At 45.6% G+C, this 19,325-nt stretch carries 16 protein-coding genes; all 16 read right to left on the reverse strand.

Annotated features, from left to right (window positions below; translation table 11 throughout):
* Nucleotides 1-119: 119 nt before the first annotated feature.
* The 16 genes from BUB13_RS03825 to asnB all read right to left on the reverse strand — a co-directional run bounded on the left by BUB13_RS03825 (nucleotide 120) and on the right by asnB (nucleotide 19,312).
* Entirely contained in the window at nucleotides 120-536 is a 417-nt protein-coding gene (locus BUB13_RS03825; protein ID WP_072905761.1) for an ester cyclase, read from the reverse strand.
* Between the two features lie 81 nt (nucleotides 537-617).
* The gene (locus BUB13_RS03830) at nucleotides 618-1,136 is read right to left on the reverse strand and encodes an anthrone oxygenase family protein (RefSeq protein WP_208610117.1); all 519 of its coding nucleotides are present in this window, start codon (nucleotides 1,134-1,136) and stop codon (nucleotides 618-620) included.
* A 276-nt stretch (nucleotides 1,137-1,412) separates the two neighbouring features.
* Nucleotides 1,413-2,288, reverse strand: a complete 876-nt coding sequence (locus BUB13_RS03835; protein WP_072905765.1) for a YicC/YloC family endoribonuclease — start codon at nucleotides 2,286-2,288, stop codon at nucleotides 1,413-1,415.
* Nucleotides 2,289-2,304: 16 nt separating this feature from the next.
* Nucleotides 2,305-4,197 (reverse strand): polysaccharide biosynthesis protein, encoded by a 1,893-nt coding sequence (locus BUB13_RS03840; protein ID WP_167366800.1) that lies wholly within the window; start codon nucleotides 4,195-4,197, stop codon nucleotides 2,305-2,307.
* 88 nt (nucleotides 4,198-4,285) lie between these two features.
* Entirely contained in the window at nucleotides 4,286-5,815 is a 1,530-nt protein-coding gene (locus BUB13_RS03845) for a hybrid nucleoside-diphosphate sugar epimerase/sugar transferase (protein ID WP_072905769.1), read from the reverse strand.
* Complete coding sequence (locus BUB13_RS03850; protein ID WP_072905771.1) at nucleotides 5,812-7,041, reverse strand: glycosyltransferase family 4 protein; 1,230 nt, start codon at nucleotides 7,039-7,041, stop codon at nucleotides 5,812-5,814. The genes BUB13_RS03845 and BUB13_RS03850 overlap by 4 nt, the downstream gene beginning before the upstream one ends.
* An 18-nt stretch (nucleotides 7,042-7,059) precedes the next feature.
* Entirely contained in the window at nucleotides 7,060-8,166 is a 1,107-nt protein-coding gene (locus BUB13_RS03855) for a glycosyltransferase (RefSeq protein WP_072905773.1), read from the reverse strand.
* Entirely contained in the window at nucleotides 8,159-9,286 is a 1,128-nt protein-coding gene (locus BUB13_RS03860) for a glycosyltransferase (protein WP_072905775.1), read from the reverse strand. The genes BUB13_RS03855 and BUB13_RS03860 overlap by 8 nt, the downstream gene beginning before the upstream one ends.
* A gap of 1 nt (nucleotide 9,287) precedes the next feature.
* Nucleotides 9,288-10,400: a glycosyltransferase gene (locus BUB13_RS03865; RefSeq protein WP_072905777.1), complete on the reverse strand. Its 1,113-nt coding sequence runs from the start codon at nucleotides 10,398-10,400 to the stop codon at nucleotides 9,288-9,290.
* 155 nt (nucleotides 10,401-10,555) lie between these two features.
* Complete coding sequence (locus tag BUB13_RS03870; protein ID WP_161947620.1) at nucleotides 10,556-11,998, reverse strand: lipopolysaccharide biosynthesis protein; 1,443 nt, start codon at nucleotides 11,996-11,998, stop codon at nucleotides 10,556-10,558.
* 34 nt (nucleotides 11,999-12,032) lie between these two features.
* Nucleotides 12,033-13,697, reverse strand: coding sequence for a hypothetical protein (locus tag BUB13_RS03875; protein ID WP_161947621.1), 1,665 nt, complete (start codon nucleotides 13,695-13,697; stop codon nucleotides 12,033-12,035).
* Nucleotides 13,634-14,500 (reverse strand): methionyl-tRNA formyltransferase, encoded by an 867-nt coding sequence (locus tag BUB13_RS03880; RefSeq protein WP_072905783.1) that lies wholly within the window; start codon nucleotides 14,498-14,500, stop codon nucleotides 13,634-13,636. Before BUB13_RS03880 ends, BUB13_RS03875 begins: the two co-directional genes overlap by 64 nt.
* A 15-nt stretch (nucleotides 14,501-14,515) precedes the next feature.
* A complete protein-coding gene (locus tag BUB13_RS03885; protein ID WP_072905785.1) occupies nucleotides 14,516-15,394 on the reverse strand; it encodes a DegT/DnrJ/EryC1/StrS family aminotransferase in 879 nt (292 codons plus the stop codon).
* Nucleotides 15,375-16,343 (reverse strand): GNAT family N-acetyltransferase, encoded by a 969-nt coding sequence (locus BUB13_RS03890; protein WP_072905787.1) that lies wholly within the window; start codon nucleotides 16,341-16,343, stop codon nucleotides 15,375-15,377. Before BUB13_RS03890 ends, BUB13_RS03885 begins: the two co-directional genes overlap by 20 nt.
* A gap of 24 nt (nucleotides 16,344-16,367) precedes the next feature.
* Complete coding sequence (locus tag BUB13_RS03895) at nucleotides 16,368-17,414, reverse strand: hypothetical protein (protein ID WP_161947622.1); 1,047 nt, start codon at nucleotides 17,412-17,414, stop codon at nucleotides 16,368-16,370.
* A gap of 20 nt (nucleotides 17,415-17,434) precedes the next feature.
* A complete protein-coding gene (asnB, locus tag BUB13_RS03900) occupies nucleotides 17,435-19,312 on the reverse strand; it encodes an asparagine synthase (glutamine-hydrolyzing) (protein WP_072905791.1) in 1,878 nt (625 codons plus the stop codon).
* Nucleotides 19,313-19,325: the final 13 nt, after the last annotated feature.

Consider the following 19,325-nt stretch of genomic DNA (forward strand, 5'->3'; position numbering starts at 1 on the left):
AGTGCCATAGTGAAAATATCTGGCAAGAGTTCGTGGATTATGGCCGGTCACTCGTTCGCCATCGCTTGAAACTAGACGGTCTCTGTTATCGTGAAAACATCTCCAAGTTGAGCATGCGCTCACGATAAATCAGGCACGACGCCAAGTTGTTGTAATAGGCTGAGCTCGTCGAGAACCTCCCAGTCTTCCAGAATTTTATTGTCCTGAAATCGGCTCATGACTATTCCATGAACGTTTACCTGCCGGTTGGTTGCTGGAATACCCATAAATTCTTCCATGTGCGTCCCTGTTAAAGTAAAACTGGTACAGGCTTTGTCTTCAGCAAAAACCTGGTCATCTATTTTCAAAGAGAGATCAGGGAAACCATGACGAAAAGCACTGATAAATGCCTTGAGTTCATCTATGCCTTTAACTTCATTCCCCGGGCTGCGATATAGGTAATTTGGGTGAATAATTTTATCCAGAGCTGATAAGTTCCCCTTATTAAATGCTTCTTCGATGAACAGTTGAGTTAACTCAAGCGCGCTAACCTTCATTATAGCTCTCCCTAAATGTGGAGTTTACGGCCAATGATTCCACCTGCTCCTGAAATAAAAACCATTTTTCTGCCTTTCTTTTCATAGGATGAACAGCAGAATCATCAACAGAACAGACGTCAGGCAGGCAACACCTGTTCGAAATAGATTCGAGAGATTCCAGCGCTGTTCGAAGTTGTCACGAACTTCCTTCAGCGATTGTTCATCGAGAGATGCCACATTCTGGCTTTGGAGCTGTTTGTTCAGGGGCAGGTTGATGAGGATTGTCGGCAGCTGAACCCCGAGCAGATAGACAAGAGTCGCGATGAGAAGAAGAGACCAACCAACGCCGTTCAAGTACCAGAAACCGAGCAGCACCGCTGCTGGTAAAAACACGATTGAGCCGATCCAAACCAACACAAACGCCAGCTGGTTGTTCTGGATAACGCCATCCATCACCTGGAACGATCTGATAAACGCCCGGACATCTAAAATTTTTATGCCCGGCATGACCACAACTGCGAAAGAAAACAGAAAACCAGCCACCAAGGAGCAAAGAAGCGTCGACAGCACTGAAGCTGCCTGCATTACCCACATAGCTAACCTCAAACCAAACGCCAAAAGAGACCTTTTTGATTATATTTTATACCGCCGACCGATGCTTTTACAATGGAAGTGAGCTAAAAAAAGAGGGAATGCCAGACTTTTAGAAATTCCTGGCAAGAGGGGAACAAACTTCAATCCGCGTTATCTGGCATATGTCGTCCAATCACTTTCCCGAAGTTTGCTATTTTTATTCTTATTTTTTGACCGACCTTTGTTTTTATGATACTCAGCTTTTCCCCAAGTCATTTTTACAATAGAAACAGTGCAGCCTTAGATATCTAAAAGTTCTGACTATTCTATGTTTTGTACCTGCTCACGAATTTTTTCCAGTTCCGATTTCAAAAGAACCACGTGGCGGGTCAACTCAGCATCGTTTGACTTGGAACCCATGGTGTTGGCCTCGCGATTCAGCTCCTGAACAAGGAAATCCATCTGGCGCCCGACCGGTTCACCATTTTGCAGCAATTCGTTGAACTGCTCAAGGTGACTCCTGAAACGTGTCACTTCTTCGCTGATGTCACAGCGATCGGCAAAAATAGCAATTTCCTGCGCGACCCGCTGCGGATCACCAGCATCATCACCTAAACGTTCAAGCCGATCTTTCAATTTCTGCTGCCATTCAACCGGCACCTGCGGTGCTCGCACAACAATCTTCTCCAACAATGACTCCAGCAATTCCAGTCGTTGCTTGATATCAACCGCTGTCGCTTCGCCTTCCTTCTGCCGCATCACCAGCAACGCCTGTAAAGCAGCATCGATAGCCTCTTTTAAGCAGCTTGACAACACCTGCTCGTCATGGCCGGCATCCTCAACAGAGAGAACATCCTTCTGCGCAAGTAAAAGTCCGAGGCTGATTCCGCCCGACAGATCGTAGCGCATTGTCAGCCCCTTGAAGATCTTCATGTACTCTTCGGCCAGAGGCTCGTTAATAACCGGCAACGCACTGCCAGCACCGCTAGCATCCTGGGTAATAAAAACATCGACCTTTCCCCGCTTCAGAACAGCCGAAACTTGCTTTTTGATCTGGCTTTCCAGCGGCATCAGTACACGCGGTGCCTTGACATTGATATCCCCATAGCGGTGATTTACCGCCTTGATTTCAACGGAAAAGGACAGGCCATCAACATGCGCCTGCCCACGGCCGTAGCCGGTCATGCTTTTAATCATCAGAAATCCTCTTTAATTACTCATGCACCACAGTTGCCGGGTGCGGGATAACTTTCGCGGTCTGTTTATGCTCTACCGGAGTGTATTCGGGCACTATAACACGAAGTTGTTTTTTTACTTCAGGCAAATCGAGAGCCTTGGCTGCAGCAAACAGTTTATCCAATTCGGTAATCAGAACTTCCCTCGTTGGCGCAACTGAACTCGCCACACAGATTTTTTCGTGATGGGTCGGCAAGGCTCCCTCTTCTGCCAGCAGAAGCTCTTCGTAGAGCTTCTCCCCTGGGCGAAGTCCGGTATAGACGATCTCGATATCTTCATGCGGCTGAAAGCCGGACAAACGGATTAGCTCTTCTGCCAAATCGACAATCTTAACCGGCTCGCCCATATCGAAAAGGTAGATCTCCCCGCCCTGCCCCATGCTGCCAGCCTGGAGAACCAGCTGAGTTGCCTCCGGAATCGTCATAAAGTAGCGAGTGACCTCCGGATGGGTGACAGTCACGGGACCGCCACTTTTGATTTGCTCTTTAAAGGTTGGGATAACGCTCCCGTTACTGCCGAGGACATTACCGAAGCGTGTTGTGACAAAGCGGGTCTTGCTCTGTTGTGCCAAGGATTGCACATAAAGTTCAGCAGCTCGCTTTGAAGCCCCCATCACATTGGTCGGCCTCACTGCTTTGTCGGTTGAAACCATAACAAAGGTCTCGACCCCGAAGCTGTCAGCAGCATCTGCCAGCAGTTTGGAACCTCGGACATTGTTATTAACCGCTTCCGCTGGATTATTCTCCATCATCGGCACATGTTTGTAAGCAGCAGCATGAAAAACAACCTGCGGCATCTGCTCGTCAAAAATAACATTGATGCGTGACGGGTTACGGACATCACCGATGATCGGGATCACAGCGGCCTCAGGGTGGGCCTCGACCAGCTCATTTTCAATCAGGAATAACGGTGTTTCGGCACTTTCAAACAGGATCAGCTTTTCTGGTTTGAACTTTACCACTTGCCGGCAGATCTCGCTACCGATGCTACCACCAGCACCGGTAATAAGGACTCTTTTCTTATGCAGATAGCTGCTAATTTCTGCCTCATCGAGAACAATCGGCTGGCGACCCAGCAAATCTTCTAAACTAACGTTTCTGAGTTGCTGAACAGACACGCTGCCGTCAATTAACTCACCGACACCCGGAAGAATTTTAAAGCTAATCTCAATCGAATGGCATCGTTCAACAATAGATCTAATCTGTTGTCCGGATGCAGAAGGAATAGCGATAATCACTTCTTCTATATTTTTCTTGAGGACAATTTCCGGCAGATCTTCACTTGTACCGAGGACACTGAGCCCTTGGAAAGAACCTTTTTGTTTCTGAGGGTCATCATCGACAAAACCAACCAGTTGCAAATGAAGACGTGAGTTCGAACGAACTTCTCGAGCGATCATCTGACCGGCATCACCAGCACCGATAATTAAAGTACGTGTTCCTTTTTCTCCACCGAAGGAGAGCATTGGCAAGTACTGCTCGCGAAATGCCCTTGTGACAAAACGTACTCCTCCCATCAACATGAAGCAGATAGCCCAATCCATAATTAAGACTGACCGCGGAACATGTTCCAGGCGATAAACGACTACGGCATAGAGAACAAACAACAAAGAAGCAATGATATTAGCTTTGAGTATTAAAAACAGATCGGGCATTGATACATAACGCCACCACCCCCTGAAAAGACTGAAGCGCCAGAAAACGATCAGTTTAATGGCGAGCAAAACCGGTGCTAAAACCAAACCACGCGCCCAGTACTTACCTTCAATGGCGAAATCGAAACGTAGAGCAAAAGACAAGTAAAATGATGATAAAACTATCAACACTTGGATTAAGAGTATAAACGTGAAACGTAACTTGTGCTTGGGCACTTTGTATCCTCAATAACCACGAAAACCGATTAACCAGCTAAAATGCAGCAACAATCGGATTCTATATCGAATATGCTAACCAACATAACTATTTTCTGACCCGATCACCTGAACCTTTACCGGCAACCGTCTGAAAAATATAGCGAAAATACTCTAAAACGGATAGTGAAGACAACATTTTCCGGTCAGTCTCCGCCAACAGCTTCGGTGTTGACATGTCGATCTCATTGACTTGTGCCAGACCGGTTATCCCCGGCCGGGCAGCAAACACATCCCGGGCCGCACGTTCCCGAATCAACTCTTCCTGGTTAAACAGGCATGGTCGCGGCCCGACCAGGCTCATGTCACCGACCAAGACATTCCACAACTGCGGCAACTCATCCAACTTAGTTCTCCGCAGGAAATGACCAAACCGGGTAATCGAAGAAGAGCTTGCAAGGTGAGTTGCAACTGACGCTGTCTCCAACTTCATGGTGCGAAACTTGATCAACACAAAAGGCTGCTGCCAACGACCCACTCGCTGCTGCAGAAAAATCGGCGACCCCGTATCGAAAAAGCCGACCACACTCAGAAAAACCAACAGAGGAAAAGTGATGAGCAAACCAAAAAGAGAAAACAAAATATCTAAAGACCGAATTAGTATATTGTTCTGGTTTGTCCGATTAGCGCAGAAATGGTCAATACAGCGCTGGAGGCCAGCATCCACAGAGCAAGGGGGCTTCCAGTCAAGAACATTCTTCGCTTTGCTGATATCTACCTGAAGCGATCCCAACACGCGCTGGGCCATAGCATCTTTCCCCAATACAGCGGCAACAGATTGCAACAGCCCCGCCGGGACAGCTATCAACCGAGCCGACTTGTTCATCGCCTGACCGATTCGCTGAAGCAACTCAGCCGTTGAGAGATCTTCACCATCAGCAACCATGAAAATCTGGTTAGCGGCAGCAGGATGTTTTATGCAGGTTGCTATCAAATCGACTAGGTTATCAACAGAAACCAGACTACGCTTGTTATTGACTGCTCCAAACGGCAAAGGTATTCCTTTTGCCACCAAGGACAGCATGGTTTTGAAGTTCCCCTTTACGCCGGGACCATATACCAGCGGGGGCCTGATAACAACAACCTCCATCCCCGTTTCGGCTACCAGATTTTTCAGCAGGGTTTCCGCGTTGAATTTAGAATGTGCATAAGGGTCCTGCGGCGCTGGCTGATCCTGCTCCGTAAATGGCTTTACCCCTGTTTCTTCGCCATTAACCTTTGCGGTACTCAGAAAAACAAACCGCTTCACCCCCTGTTTCACCGCCGACCGAGCCAGTTGTTCAGCCGCGGCGGTGTTCACATGGTGATAAACGGCTGCCGGATCCGCCTCAGGTTCTTTCATAAAGTGAACCCTGGCGGCAAGATGGACAACGACATCAATCCCCAGCAGGGCCTGATCCCATTCTGTCTCAGGACCGATATCACCAACGGTCACGGTATCAATCTGCGGTATTCCATCTTGAGGACTATCCGCAGCTGTCCTGACAGCACGTCTCACATGGTAGCCGGAAGAGACAAGAAGACTGCAGAGCGCCCTGCCGATAAAACCGGTAGCTCCGGTGACCAATACTTTTTTCAAGAAGGCTCCTCCCCGACACCAGCCAGAAAACGCTCCGCCAGAACACGATAATCACGATGAGCTACGACCCAGTTGCGGCCGGCCTGCCCCATGCGGTGTCTTTCCTCGTCTGTTAGCTGGCTCATCCGGTCAATGGCAGCAGCGATAGCCTGCGACTCTTCAGCAGGGCATATGATCCCGGCCCCGGCCTCCTCAACCCCTTCAACTTCGGCATCGATTGCACAGATGATCGGCTTCGCCGCCAGCATATAATCGTTCATCTTGGTCACACTGGTACCAAAACGGTACAATGGCTGTTTAAGGAAGCCAACATAAAGAGCATCCATCTCAAGGAGAAATGATTCGACCTGCGCTTTCGGTACAAACGGCAGAAAATGCACCCGATCCTGGAGCCCCAATTCTTCAGCCTGACGCTTGAGGTTCTCAAGCTCATAACCTTCCCCGAGTAGCAGCGCGTGGACACGCTTCCCGCCGGGCAGAGCAAGGGCCTTCAGCAAATGGTGCATGGCATTGGCCAGTCCCATGCGCCCTGCATAACCGAGCAGAAAGTGGCCGTCCTCTTTCAGTTGCCTAATCGTTGCCAGGTAATCTGCAGGCAACGGCTGTCGATCTTTGCACTCGAGATCTGCACCGTTCGGAATATAGAGAAACTTTTCTGCCCTCATGCCGTGAGCGAGCATATGCCGGTCAGCGTGAGGCAGCACGGAAACCACTTTATCAGCAACCCGGTAGGCGTAGTCTTCGGACCACTGCATCAGGCGAATAAATGGATGAGTGGACGAAGCGCCGCCAAGCTCAATCAACGTCAGCGGCCAGATATCCCGCACCTCGAACACCAGCCTGGCGCCAAACCGCTTTGCCCATTTGCGAGCCGGAAAAATCGCGAACGGGTAATGGGAGGAGGAGATAACAACATCGGCATCAGTAATCGGCAATCTGTCCCCAAAAGTCCGGGCAACAAAGGTCAGAATGTTTTTCACGCGGCCGACCTGTCCGGACGGAGCATACTCCGGACAGCTGACCCAGAGATAGCGAATGCCGTCGATAAACTTTTCGCTGACGGCCCCCGTGACGGTCGGCTGCCGGAACCGGGTATGGGCATAAGAAGCGGCAACGATCGTCACTTCATGCCCCATACGCACCCACTCGCGAGCCAGGTAGTAGTGCCCGTAAACCATGCCGTGTTCCGGTGAACCGGCGAAATGTGCAAAAAAAACTATTTTCATAACATTTATCTATCTAACTTAAACTTGGAGCAGGCGTTGATAAACGCCGAGCATTTTTTCCGTTTCTGTTTTCCGCGACGCCAACCGGCGGATCTTTTCCCGGTTATCCGCCGGATTCCACTTTCCACTGATTTCGTCCTTAACGTACTGCATTGCTTCAACCAGTTGACCTGCGTCCGTTGAACTGCACAGGTATCCTTCTTCCCGACTGGCAATCAGGCTGTGATAATGGGCCAGATCGGTAAACACAGGATAGCAGCCTGCGGCCATGGTTTCATACAATGTTTGTGGCATTCCGTCAGAGAGGCTGAAAGAGATGACAGCATCGGAAACCGCATAGGCCTGCGTCATGCCCTCCAGATCCAGCTGACCGAGAAACCTGACATGTTCTGACAGCCCGTAACCCTTCACTATGCCTGCCAACCTTTCGCGATCCTCAGCAGTCCCTGCCATTTCCGACACCAGCAGCAACCCGGCTCCAGAATTCTTTCTGAATTGGCAGAATGCCGCAACAATCTCATCGATGCGATAGAGCGGCTTGATCGCCCGGGGTGAAAAAAAGACCAGTTCCTCTTCTGTTAGAGAAAACCGGCTGCGCATTTCACCGCGCCGCTCAGGCGCTGTAAAAAAAGCATCTTCGACCCCCCAGGTCATGCGAACAATCCGCTCTTTTGGAACCCCCAACAGCAACAGCTGAGCATCCATAAATTCAGACTTTGATGTCACGACGTCAGCCCGGGATAAGACCTTGCGGCTGATGCGTTGACGAAAGGCTAATTTCCCCGGGTGAAAGATATCACTCCCCATCGGTGAGACAATGACCTTTTTCCACTTGAAGGGAAACAACAGCGGCAAGAACACGGACCAGTGGACATGTAAAATATCAGGCCGCTTTTTAAAGTAGGTGTTGAAAAAAACCAGTATCAACCGCAACCAGTAGAGCGGCCCGAGCGATGGCTGGCGCATGTGATGGACAACTTTGCAGGTCGCCTCTGGTTGGCTCTCGGAATCACTGAACCAGACAACGTCGAATTCTCCCGCCATCGGAATGCTGGCCCGAGCTTGCAGCAGTGGGCTGTCGGCACAGGCCACAACCATGATTTTAGGCCTGGAGCTATCAGCCATGCGCAACGAGCTTTCTCATAAAATCAAGCCGTACCACCTCTTTGGATTTTACATCGAGCACCTTTTCAGCGAACTCGCGCGCCTGACATCTGAGCTCACAATCACCGTAAACCCGCTGAATAAATTCTTTGATAACGTTCAGATTATCTTTCACGTTATCTTGGCTGTTGGGCAGTTGCAGGAAAAAAGGCGCTGTCGAGATGTCGGTCTCTTTATAACCCGCGATCACCGGCAGCCCTTGCGCAAAGTACTGCCGTGCTTTAAGCGGGCAGGCTTCATCCATGTTTTTTTCATGCAACGCGAGGGTCGAAATCCCTACATCCATCTTTGCAACAACCCGTTTGGCATCCTGATCATTGAGATAACCGTGGAACACCATGTTGTCATAAACCGCGCCACCAGAATCTCGATACTGTTCAGGCTCAGGCCCGATAACATGTATCTGCACATCCGGAAGAGCCTCGGCGATCGCGCCGATCTTATCCAGGCCGTGCCATTTCTGCTTCGGGGTGCCGATAAAGCAGATGTTCGGTTGGGAATTTTCGGGATTCTCAACAAAAGGGAAATCGGCGACGCAGACACTGTTCCCAAGCACCAGCCTTGCCCCGGTATACCAGCGGAACGAATCTGATTCTGCGAGCTCCCCAGTCACGAACACCATCCCCGCAGCCCCGCTGAGGACGGCTTTGCGAAACACCTGGTTGTAGACCCCTGTGAAGCGATGCTTGATATAGTACTCGCTCACATCATCCGAATTGATCTCGAACACATAAGGCGCACCGGCAGAATAGGCCCTGGTCACACCAAGAAAGGGGAATGGGTAGCGCCCATAGGTCAGGTCGGGCCGAACTTTCGACAGAGCGGATTCCAGAAAAGAATACTGCTTGCGGAAAAGACCCAGTCGCGCCAACCGGTTCTTCCTGACCAGCTGCTGATGATCCCTCGCGCCAAGCCCCGGGTCGGCAAACAGCTTCTCGCCATTGCGGCGAAACACCCGCCCGGTCTTATGAGAAATCAGGACAACCTCATGCCCCTGCACTTCCCACTCACCGATCTGCCCGAAGATTTTATTCTGTAATCCGGGATGGAGTTCTTCGACGAGAACGTAAGCTATCTTCATCTTATTGATTTTCCAGTGTGTTCGTATGAAGCAGATTGTCGTAAATTTTTGTCATTTTATGAAACTGCTGGTCTCGATCGGCGATCTCGTGGACAAGCGCCTGATTCTCCTGCGCCGCTGCAGTCAATTGCCCCTGGTTCTTGCTGACCCAATCCAAAGCCTCGACCAGTTGTTGTTCATTCCCGATTTCAACAAAGAGTCCGTTGACGCGATCACGGATCAGCTCCTTGTATTGCGGCAAATCGCCTAAAATATGAAAACAACCGCAGGCCATACTTTCATATAGAGACTGCGGCATACCATCACTCGAAGGTACAGACACGACAACATCAGCCAGATTGTAGTACAAAGGCATCTCCTCTTTGGGAATCGCATCGACAAAACGAACGTTATCGACAATCCCAAGATGCCTGATCAAAGCTTCAAGTTTATTGATGTATTCAACAGACCCAGAAAAGCGGGTCAGAATCAGAACAGCATCAATGTTATACGTTTCTAAGTAGGTCGCAAAAGATCGCAGAATAAATGGGTGATTGTACAATTCTGAGCAGCTTCTGACATCAAAGACAACAAAGTCACCCTCTGCAATGCCATATTTAACACGCAATGAATACGTATCCAAATCCGGCGCAAATCTACTTCTGTCCACCCCCCAGGTAATCCTCTTGATCTTTTTGATATCGACTCCCAGACTAGCGAGCCTGCTATCGAGATAGATCGACTTTGAAGTCACCACATCTGCCCTTGAGAGTAACCATTGCACAAAAAAAGAATTAAACCTGTAACCCAATTTATAATCTGCAATGTCACTCCCCATTACAGTTACAACGAGCTTGCGTGCAAAGGTCGCGGCAAGATTAACAAATCGCTGGTTAGCATAAAAAACATGGACAATGACTGGCCTGATTTTTAAAATAAGATAAAAAACATAAAACATTTCAATAAAAGTTGACTGCTTTAATCTGTTAAATGGGTATCGGTACATTTTTGCCCCTGGCACATCATCACCACTGGGCGAGTACCAGTGAAGTTCGTAGCCAGAATATAGTGGCACTTGGCCACGTTCCCTTGTAAGGGGGCTTGCCGCAGCGCCTATGACAAAAATACTTTTCAATGAAACGTCCTCACCCAAAACTCTTATCTAGTCTTGTTGTCAACTTTTGAATTGAATTTTACATTGGTTTAACTTCTCATACAGATTATTCACACGCAGGAAAAAAGTAATTTAAAGAATTTTCTGTACACTTTCGACGTTTCAATTTCTTACAATCAATCAGTACGTCGCCATGGCATTTTTGACAACAACAGCAATCTATCTTCATCTAAAACAAATAATTTCAGAATCAACACTGCCAAAACAATTATCGACAGTAAACTACATGGAATTATGTATAAAATATCTAAATCACCAACACTATATACAAATGCTACAACATATATAAACACCAAAACATTCAACACCTGAATCTTAAAGAATTTATAATCAACTTCATAAACTTTTTGTGAAAATAGATATACAGAAATGCTTTGAGCAATTGTTCCACAAAGGAATGCAATAGCAGCACCCCATGCTCCATACTTAGGAACTAATATAAAATTAAGAGAAATATTAACTACAAGAGAACTTACTTGTGCATAAGATATAAATTTTGTTTTTTTAGATATAGATATTCCAATTCCAAGAATGTTGTTAGCACCCTGATAGACAAATGCCATAATCAAGAAAATAACTATTGAATGAGCAACCCAATACGTATCCGGTGTCAATAGGATCAAAACTGGCTTTGAAAGAAGAGCAATCGAAGCGCCTATAAAAACAAACAACAAGCTATAGAATTCATAACCACGTGCATAAAATTCTTTTGCATTCTCTGTTTTCATCTGAGCCATTGCAAAGGGGTCCCATGCCAATCTAAACGCCGTCACAAAAAGCAACAGCAGTGAAGCCAATTTCAGTGCTATTGCATAATAACCCTGATGTTCAAGCGTAGAAAAATAATTGATAAAAAAACGATTACTCTGAGCAAGAGACCAATTCATTACGACAGCTGGGAACTGGGGAAGACAATAAGAGAGTATTGACCCCAATATTTGAAAGGAAAAGGTAAATGTGTAGAACCTATACAAGATGGCGAGTGCAAGAAGGGTAATTATCAGACTGGTTAAGACGCCAGAAAACAAGACCCCATCAATGCCGTATTTCAGGACAACAACCGCAAAAAGTACAAATCCAACATTCAACACTACCTGACAGGCATTGACTGCAGCATAAGCCCAAGCCATACGTCGGAGCCTAAACACGGACATAAAGTGAGTATTCAGCAAAGTAGAAGGGACACCATATGCCATGATCTGAAAGTAATACGCATAAGGGTATGGCAATGACTGTCCAGAAGAACTTATAGTTAACAGCCCTTCAACTAAATCTGCCGATAACCAAACGATCAACCCTAGGACAAAACCGGCGACAAAATAAAACAAAAAGCCGGTCGAAACAACTACACTACGCTCGGAATCGGTTTCGTATTCATAAAAATATCTAAAAATACCCGAATGAAGGTTAAAAGAAAGCATCAGAATAAAGCAACTGATAACAGTTTGCGTTAAAGCCATTGCACCATAATCGGCTGGCACAAAATACCAAGTCAAAATGGGTGCCGTAAAAACAGAAATAAGACGACTAAGGGCACTTCCTAGCCCATAAATCAACACATCATGAGACAGCCCCTTGAACCGAGAGTGCATATTATGTGGCCACTATTTCAAATACTGAATACTTATCGTTACTGAATATCTTAATCAGACAGTCATGTTCAACAGGACCACAATCAGGAATGTAAGTATTCCTGTAATAATTATTCTCCACGACAAGATAATTTAAATTATATTTATTCGACAATTTACTTATAGCTGGTTTAATTTTGTCATAAACAACACAATCCTCAAGGGTGTATAAAAGTCCATCTTTTTCAGTAAATATAGCTGGAAAGTAAAATTTATGCTCAGAAGATAAAGAGGAGGATAAACTATAACTCAACTTTAGTGGAATAGTTACACAGCGCAAACCAGAAATACTTGAAAGAAATTTTATTAATTGATCATCAAATAACTGTAAGGATTCTGTTTTTAAATTAAGTCTTATAATATCTTCTGATAAAATCATATAGTTTAATATCACAAATAAAACATTCACAATAACAACATAGGGCAATATCCAATCAACTCCAGAATAAGCTGCAAAAAAAACCAAAACAAAACACATAAAAGGAACAGTGTACTCGACGTATCTCTCCGCTTCGCCAAGAATAATTAAAGGACGAAATGAGGTGAGCACAAAAACAATAAATGAGATCGTTATCATTAAACAGAAGTACAATTCTATTGTCTGCCCGCCTTGGAAAGAGTGGAAAGATTTAGTCCAGAAAATATAAACTAGAGCCCAGAAACAGGGCAATGAGTATGCAAGGATAAACGGGGTCACACGCTTAAACAATAACATGCAAGCCCTTCCAGGGTTTTTACTAAAACCAAGAACTGCCAACAAAACATCAAGAGTATTACGGTTCAAGGGTTTCGGGTTTGCATTCTTGTCCAAATACCACTTTAGGTGTTGTATTTTGCCAACTAATTGTTCTCTAGTCCCGAAGATATTAAATTTGAAACTTAGAAAAACAACTACTAAGGCCAATCCAAGGGGCAATATATCCATGTAAAAAAGAGTCAAAAAAGCCGAAAAAAACAATAAAACCTGTAAAGCAAACTGACTAGACAGGATTATTAAAAGTGCTATTGGCCCGAGAAACACTACATAAAACAACTCATCATAAATCAATACATTACCTAAAAAACAAAAATAAACCAATATTAGAAAAGGCCCTATAGTCCTCCCACCAATACCAGTCAATCTAGCATTAACAGGGTGCAATAATGGTGTCGTTGCAAACAAAATCGAGGAGATAAATGGTCTCGATAAAATCTGACCATCAATTCCCATCGGAAGTTCGTTTAAATAAATAACGACAACCCAATAGCAAACAACCGCTGAAAAATAATCAAATAATATATTTAAAAATGCCCCCACAAAACAAATATATTTTTTTTTAACAAATGACAGAAATATATGCGGAATTGGAGGGTAAACTATTTTTCCGTCAACAATTGATCCCGGATATTTTTTGTGAGATAGGCTTTTATTTGTTTTAAAAAATGTATTTGAAAACCAAATATGGAAGTTTGTATCGCTGGTTGCGCTACGAATCGTCGGCAACGATAAAAAAAGTACCCTGGTTATAAAAACCAGTAAAAGCAAAAAAAGGTGCTCCAAGCTTACACTCAAAAAAGTCATAGTTACCCCAACTGCAGCCCTATCGTACTCAACACCTCCCCAGCAGGCAGAGTCTCCCCCCTCCACACAACCCCATTAAGCTCCAACAGTCCATCGCCACACTTGACCAAAACATTGCCCTCCACTATTTCCATTACCTTTCCAGTACCGGCAAAGTATTCTGGACCACCAACGTAATGAGCCTTTTGAATGACAAGCTTTTCACCACGACAATAAGTAAAAGCGCCTGGAAGCTCCGGGGGGGTGAGAGCTCGGACAAAATTAAATATCCTCCGCGACGGCCAGTTCCAATCGATTTTCCCATCTTCTGGACGGCGCCTTGAGACAATTATGGCTTTTTTCGCATCTTGTACTCTTGGGATAATAGCTCCCTGTTCATAAGCCGTAAAAACGGGCCCGATTTCATTGAAAATTCTTTGGTTTATTTTATTCTTCAGAGTTCCGATGTCATCATCTTCGAGTACCTCAAGGGCTGACTGGTGTAAGATATCCCCACTATCAACCCCCTCATCAACAAGATGCAAAGTGTAGCCAACTTCGTTTTCGCCATTGATAATTGCCCAAATCAATCCATGGAAACCCCGAAATCGTGGCAAAAGCGCACAATGGATATTATAAAAGTTTGCTGAGTCCAGCTCATGCCGCTGAATCAGCTTTGGATATGAAATCATCAAAATATCTTTGCACCCACACACCAGCAATGAGGAATGATCCGTTACAATCTCCGCCCCAATTCGCCTGGCAAAGTCTTGTTTATTTTCATCTCCCTCCAGAAATGGACCAATATAAGTGACCTTGTGACCGGAAGCAGTCAAGCTTTCTACAGTCTTCTCAAACTCAAACCCATCGCCCAGAACAGCTAAATCCATAACAACCTCACCATCTCAACTTTGACCCAGAAGAGCACTTACTCGTCTAAGGGCATTCTCATAGCGTGACAAAACAACAACAGGGTTGGTCGGAAAGTAAAGCAGATCTTGGCGTAACGTTGCGCCCCACTCAACCTCCCCTATAGCCTTAATGATCTCTCTTTTTTGGGAAGTAACAATTCCCTGGAAAAATGGAACCGCAATAGAGGAAGGATCAAAAAAACGCTGTCCTCTAAGGGTCTCCTTGATTAATGCTGATCGCACCAAGCGTTCTTCATTAAAAAAAGAAAAATACCCAAGATACTTTCCGGCAGCATCTTTACCCTTCTGCGCCATTTCTTCTTGTTCAACTGTCATCTCGGGAAAAGAAATATCTTTGTGAGCCAGTAACATTCCCCCAGCTTCAGCAGGAATAATTTTAGGCAAAGAATAAACTGCATAATCTCCCCACTGGCCTACAGTTCCCTCGGCAGTTCGCACTCCAAACAGATGGGCACAATCCTCGACTACAACCTTCCCCTGCTCTCTCCATTGCTTAATTTTGCCTGCAATGTTTTCAAGAACATAACCAAACTCATGCACGACAATCACAATGCTTGTGGCAGGGGTGACTAATCGCGAAACCTTACAAAAATTAAATACCGACACAGACAAGCAAGTCGATACGTAAGTTTGATCGCTGGTCGTAATTATGGCGACTTCATCCCGCCGCTCCAACTGCAAATGCGCCAAGATGGACTGAATGAGCCAACGACCGTTAGGCCCCCAGTGAATAGACTCAGGATCGAGTCCACCTAAGGGGTCGCTGGCAACTTGAAACTCAAGAGTGCCACTGAATTCTTCATTGATAGCTTCGGACAGAAGGATAGGGATTTTATTTATTTTTCCAGACATATGTCTCCCGGAATAACCCCACAGCCCCAAAACTTTCCTTGAATTTAAAGATGGGTGCCCGACCAACCATACCGGTTGAAGATGTCCCGAAATCAAACCATTTAAAGCCTTCGACAGCACACCTTTCAAGCCCCTCGCCAACTAGCAAACTCAAGGCCTGAGAACTTTGATGCTGGGAGTCCTGTGCAAGATAAAAAGAGCTATTCACTTCAGGGGTCAAGACAAAATAGCAGATACCAGCAACAGGCACGCCATCAAGTCGAGCAACATCGAAATATATCTTCTCGGATAATTTCGTCGTGAGATAGGCCAACTCATCATATGTATGCGTAGGGGGGGTTCCATGTTTTTCATATGTTGACATCAGGAGCGGCCAGAATTCATCTAAACTCGCCCGAGAAAGTACTTCGACGCCAAGCCCTCGAGCTTTCTTCATGCTATTGCGAGCCCGGGATTTAAAACCAGCGACTATCTCCTCTGGCTTGTTCAAAGGCACTAAACTAGAGATATCCCTTATCTGAAGTTCAAAAGCATTTTCATGCAATGCCAGACAAAAGGTCTCGCTATACTCACGATGAACTGACGCGACGGGCAGGACAATTCGCAACTCATCCAAACCAACCCTTTGGGCAAAAGCGATAATTGCCTGACAAACAGCAGAAGCCTCTGAATAACTAAGTGGCCCAAGAAAAACTGGTCCCCCATATGAGGCACCATAAGGAGATTTCCCTATCGACTTACCATTTTCCTCAAAAAAACCCAAAGGCATAACACCAAAAAGTTGCTCCCCTTTATAAATAGCAACAGACTTTTCGTTCTTTAAAAATCTCTCCCCGTGATATTTAAGGAATGCATAGGAATGAAACAGCGTGCCATTGTTTGCTCGATTGACAAATCTATCCCACTTTTCAAGAGACGAATCGTAGTAGTCCACAAAATATTTACTCATAATCTCAACCAAACCTGATCTGTCTTATTCCCAATCCATTGCAGGACTGTTCTCAAGTGCGTGTTTAATAGCTCTATCGGTGTCACCAAACTTCCGCATACCACAAACCAGCTCAGAACCTACTTTCAAACCCGCTGTATGCAAATCAACGATAGGGCGCAAACCAACATAATCCGTGGTTACAGTCATGTATCCTGGTGAAACTTTTTTTTTCGGATGTTTTGTGACACCATGGTCAAGAAGTTCAGCGTCAAAATCACCACAGATATGTGCCAACGGAACTTCCTGCCCCCGGAACCATTCGAGAGGAAGACCAAACTCGCCACCTAGCAACTTATGCTTATGATGATGCTCAGCAAGAACGAGTGCATCACAGCTATCAACAAACTCTTTAAAACCAAGGACATCCTGCCAACAAATATCAGGTGACCAGTGCAAAACAATCGCACCAACATCTTTTAATACCCCACAAATCTCCTTACCAAATGGGCCACCCCCAACCACAAGAATACGAGAACGGAAAACTTCAATATTCATTTCAAAAAGCAGCTTTAAAGCTAAAAGCCCTACGTATTTAAATATCTGTAGCCGAGGGTCAGTCTCACACGTACCCAGTACGGGGACTCCTCTCTCAGCACAAGCACTCAAATCGATGTCATCTTCACGGAACTCCCATGTTTCCCACATCAGAGAAATAGCTGCATTATCAGGAAGCAGAGAAACAAAATCACGATCTATAGGGCGCAAAAACCCTAAATTTGTAACAAGCTCCGCCTGAGCAGCATGAGCTTGGGGAATATTTTCAGAAAATCGAATCTGACCCTCTACACCGAATTCCCGAGCCAAATATTCAATATGGCTTTTTACCTTAGAAAATTCCCCAAAACGAGAGTCTCTACCTACAGCCACGACCTGTTGTGCATTGGCTAACGCAGCAATCAATGGAGTAACCGCGAAAGAGCCCGAAGCTGCCTCAGTAAGAACTTTGATGCCAGACAAATCCAGGTCTAACTTCTCAATAGCTTCAAGAATTAGCCTCTTTGTTCGGCGGATATTAGTGATTTTTTGCATAATCATCATAGACAAACAGGTCAGTTCATAAACTCACAGCACCAATGCTCAAAATTCAATAAAGACCAAATCAATAACCGTCTATTTTCTTTACCTAAAAGGTGCTCATGAATTAAAGAGTGAATTGTTTTTCTATCCAGATATTCATAAATATGGGCGTTATTTGAAAGTAATTTTTCTTGGACATAATCGATACTTTCGCCTTTAAACCAGCTTGCATCTGGAGCTGAAAACCCCTGCTTTGTCGCATCTGCAATTTCATCAGGAATATACTTACTCATCGCCTTGCGTAGAAGCAGTTTCCCATCCTGACATTTCTGAAAATACTTCTGAGTTTTTGACCCCGGCTCATTTTCATTGAGCCTCACAACCTCATTCAGATTTCCCAGTTTAGTTTTCACTGGCAAACGCATGGCAAAATCAACCAGATCATTATCCAGAAATGGTACCCGAGTTTCTAAACTGTGGGCCATACTCAGCTTATCTTCAACAACCAGCAAGCCATGTAGAAACGTTTTGGCCTCGAAGTAAAGTGAATGATTCACATATTGTTCAGGGCGCGTAAAATCATGCGCATGCGTCGAAAATACATCTCTGAAAATATCACGGGTCCAAACATGTTCAACATCTTTCCAGATGGGTTTGAACACTTCATGGATCACTTTGTTGGGTATCATGCGCTGCCAAAACCCATAATATTTATCGATATAGTGTTCAAAATCATCATTGACAACCGCCCGGTAGTATCGCCAGGGGTAACCACCGAAAAACTCGTCGCCGCCCGCCCCCGACAAGACCACTTTGACAAATTTTGAGGCCAGTTGCGCAGCATAATAATTCGGGTAACTCTGTCCAACGCGAGGTTCCTCAAGGTGCCAGGCCAGTTTGGACATAACCCTTTCCATATCACCAGCTTTGAGTACCATTTCATAATGTTCTGTTTTAAACTTGTTCGACATGAATTCGGCTTTACAGCGCTCATCAAAACCGAGTTCTAGGCCCGAAGCGGAACTCAGGTCGAAACCGCAGGTGAATGTCCGCATATAGGAAAGCTGAGTTGCGGCAACAGCTGTGATGGAGCCAGAATCCATTCCACCACTAAGGTAGGCACCGACATCGACGTCGCTGACTAATTGGCGGTTGACAGCTTGGCGGAAAAGTCGATCCAGTTCTTCAGCGTATTCGGTTTCGTCCTTAACTTGTTCGGGCTCCTTAAAGAAATAGTCCCAGTACTGAACAGGTTTAAGTTCGGCCCGTTGCCCGAGTTGAATACGCATCCAGTTGCCAGCGGGCAACATTTGGACGCCATCGTAGAGAGTCCGATTGGTAAAAAAGTTTTGAAAGGTGAAGTATTCCAGTAGACCTTCTTTGTCTACGCTAGTCTTAAATGCAGGATGGGCAGTAATCGCCTTTATTTCAGAGCCAAACAGAAGTTTTTCACCAACCTGGGAGTAGTAGAGTGGCTTTATTCCGTAACGATCGCGAGCAAGGAAAAGAGAATGCTCCTGTTTGTCCCAGATCGCAAAAGCAAACATCCCATTAAACCGATCAAGGCATTTCTCTCCCCATTGCGCAAAAGCATTTAAGACGACTTCGGAGTCGGTTCGTGAGCGAAAATGGTAGCCTAGCGCTTCAAGTTCAACACGGATTTCTTGAAAGTTGTATACCTCTCCATTGTAACTGAGGACAAATCTGCCATCAGCAGACTGCATAGGCTGGTGGCCTGCAGGCGACAGATCGATTATGGCAAGCCGACGATGGCCAAGTCCGACATAACTTTCAACGAAGAACCCTTCACCATCCGGACCGCGGTGTGCAATCACATCTGTCATCTTATGCAGATTAACAACAGAGACAGGTTCCCCGTTCAGATTAAATATGCCAGTAACACCGCACATCAATATTCCTCGT

This window comes from Malonomonas rubra DSM 5091 (assembly GCF_900142125.1).
GTDB classification, from domain to species: Bacteria; Desulfobacterota; Desulfuromonadia; order Desulfuromonadales; family Geopsychrobacteraceae; genus Malonomonas; species Malonomonas rubra.

Excerpts from the sequence above, each read along its gene's own strand:
- BUB13_RS03825 (WP_072905761.1), bottom strand. The coding sequence starts at position 536 with ATGAAGGTTAGCGCGCTTGAGTTAACTCAACTGTTCATCGAAGAAGCA.
- BUB13_RS03835 (WP_072905765.1), bottom strand. The coding sequence starts at position 2,288 with ATGATTAAAAGCATGACCGGCTACGGCCGTGGGCAGGCGCATGTTGAT.
- BUB13_RS03850 (WP_072905771.1), bottom strand. The coding sequence starts at position 7,041 with ATGAAAATAGTTTTTTTTGCACATTTCGCCGGTTCACCGGAACACGGC.
- BUB13_RS03855 (WP_072905773.1), bottom strand. The coding sequence starts at position 8,166 with ATGGCTGATAGCTCCAGGCCTAAAATCATGGTTGTGGCCTGTGCCGAC.
- BUB13_RS03860 (WP_072905775.1), bottom strand. The coding sequence starts at position 9,286 with ATGAAGATAGCTTACGTTCTCGTCGAAGAACTCCATCCCGGATTACAG.
- BUB13_RS03880 (WP_072905783.1), bottom strand. The coding sequence starts at position 14,500 with ATGGATTTAGCTGTTCTGGGCGATGGGTTTGAGTTTGAGAAGACTGTA.
- BUB13_RS03885 (WP_072905785.1), bottom strand. The coding sequence starts at position 15,394 with ATGTCTGGAAAAATAAATAAAATCCCTATCCTTCTGTCCGAAGCTATC.
- BUB13_RS03890 (WP_072905787.1), bottom strand. The coding sequence starts at position 16,343 with ATGAGTAAATATTTTGTGGACTACTACGATTCGTCTCTTGAAAAGTGG.
- BUB13_RS03895 (WP_161947622.1), bottom strand. The coding sequence starts at position 17,414 with ATGCAAAAAATCACTAATATCCGCCGAACAAAGAGGCTAATTCTTGAA.
- asnB (WP_072905791.1), bottom strand. The coding sequence starts at position 19,312 with ATGTGCGGTGTTACTGGCATATTTAATCTGAACGGGGAACCTGTCTCT.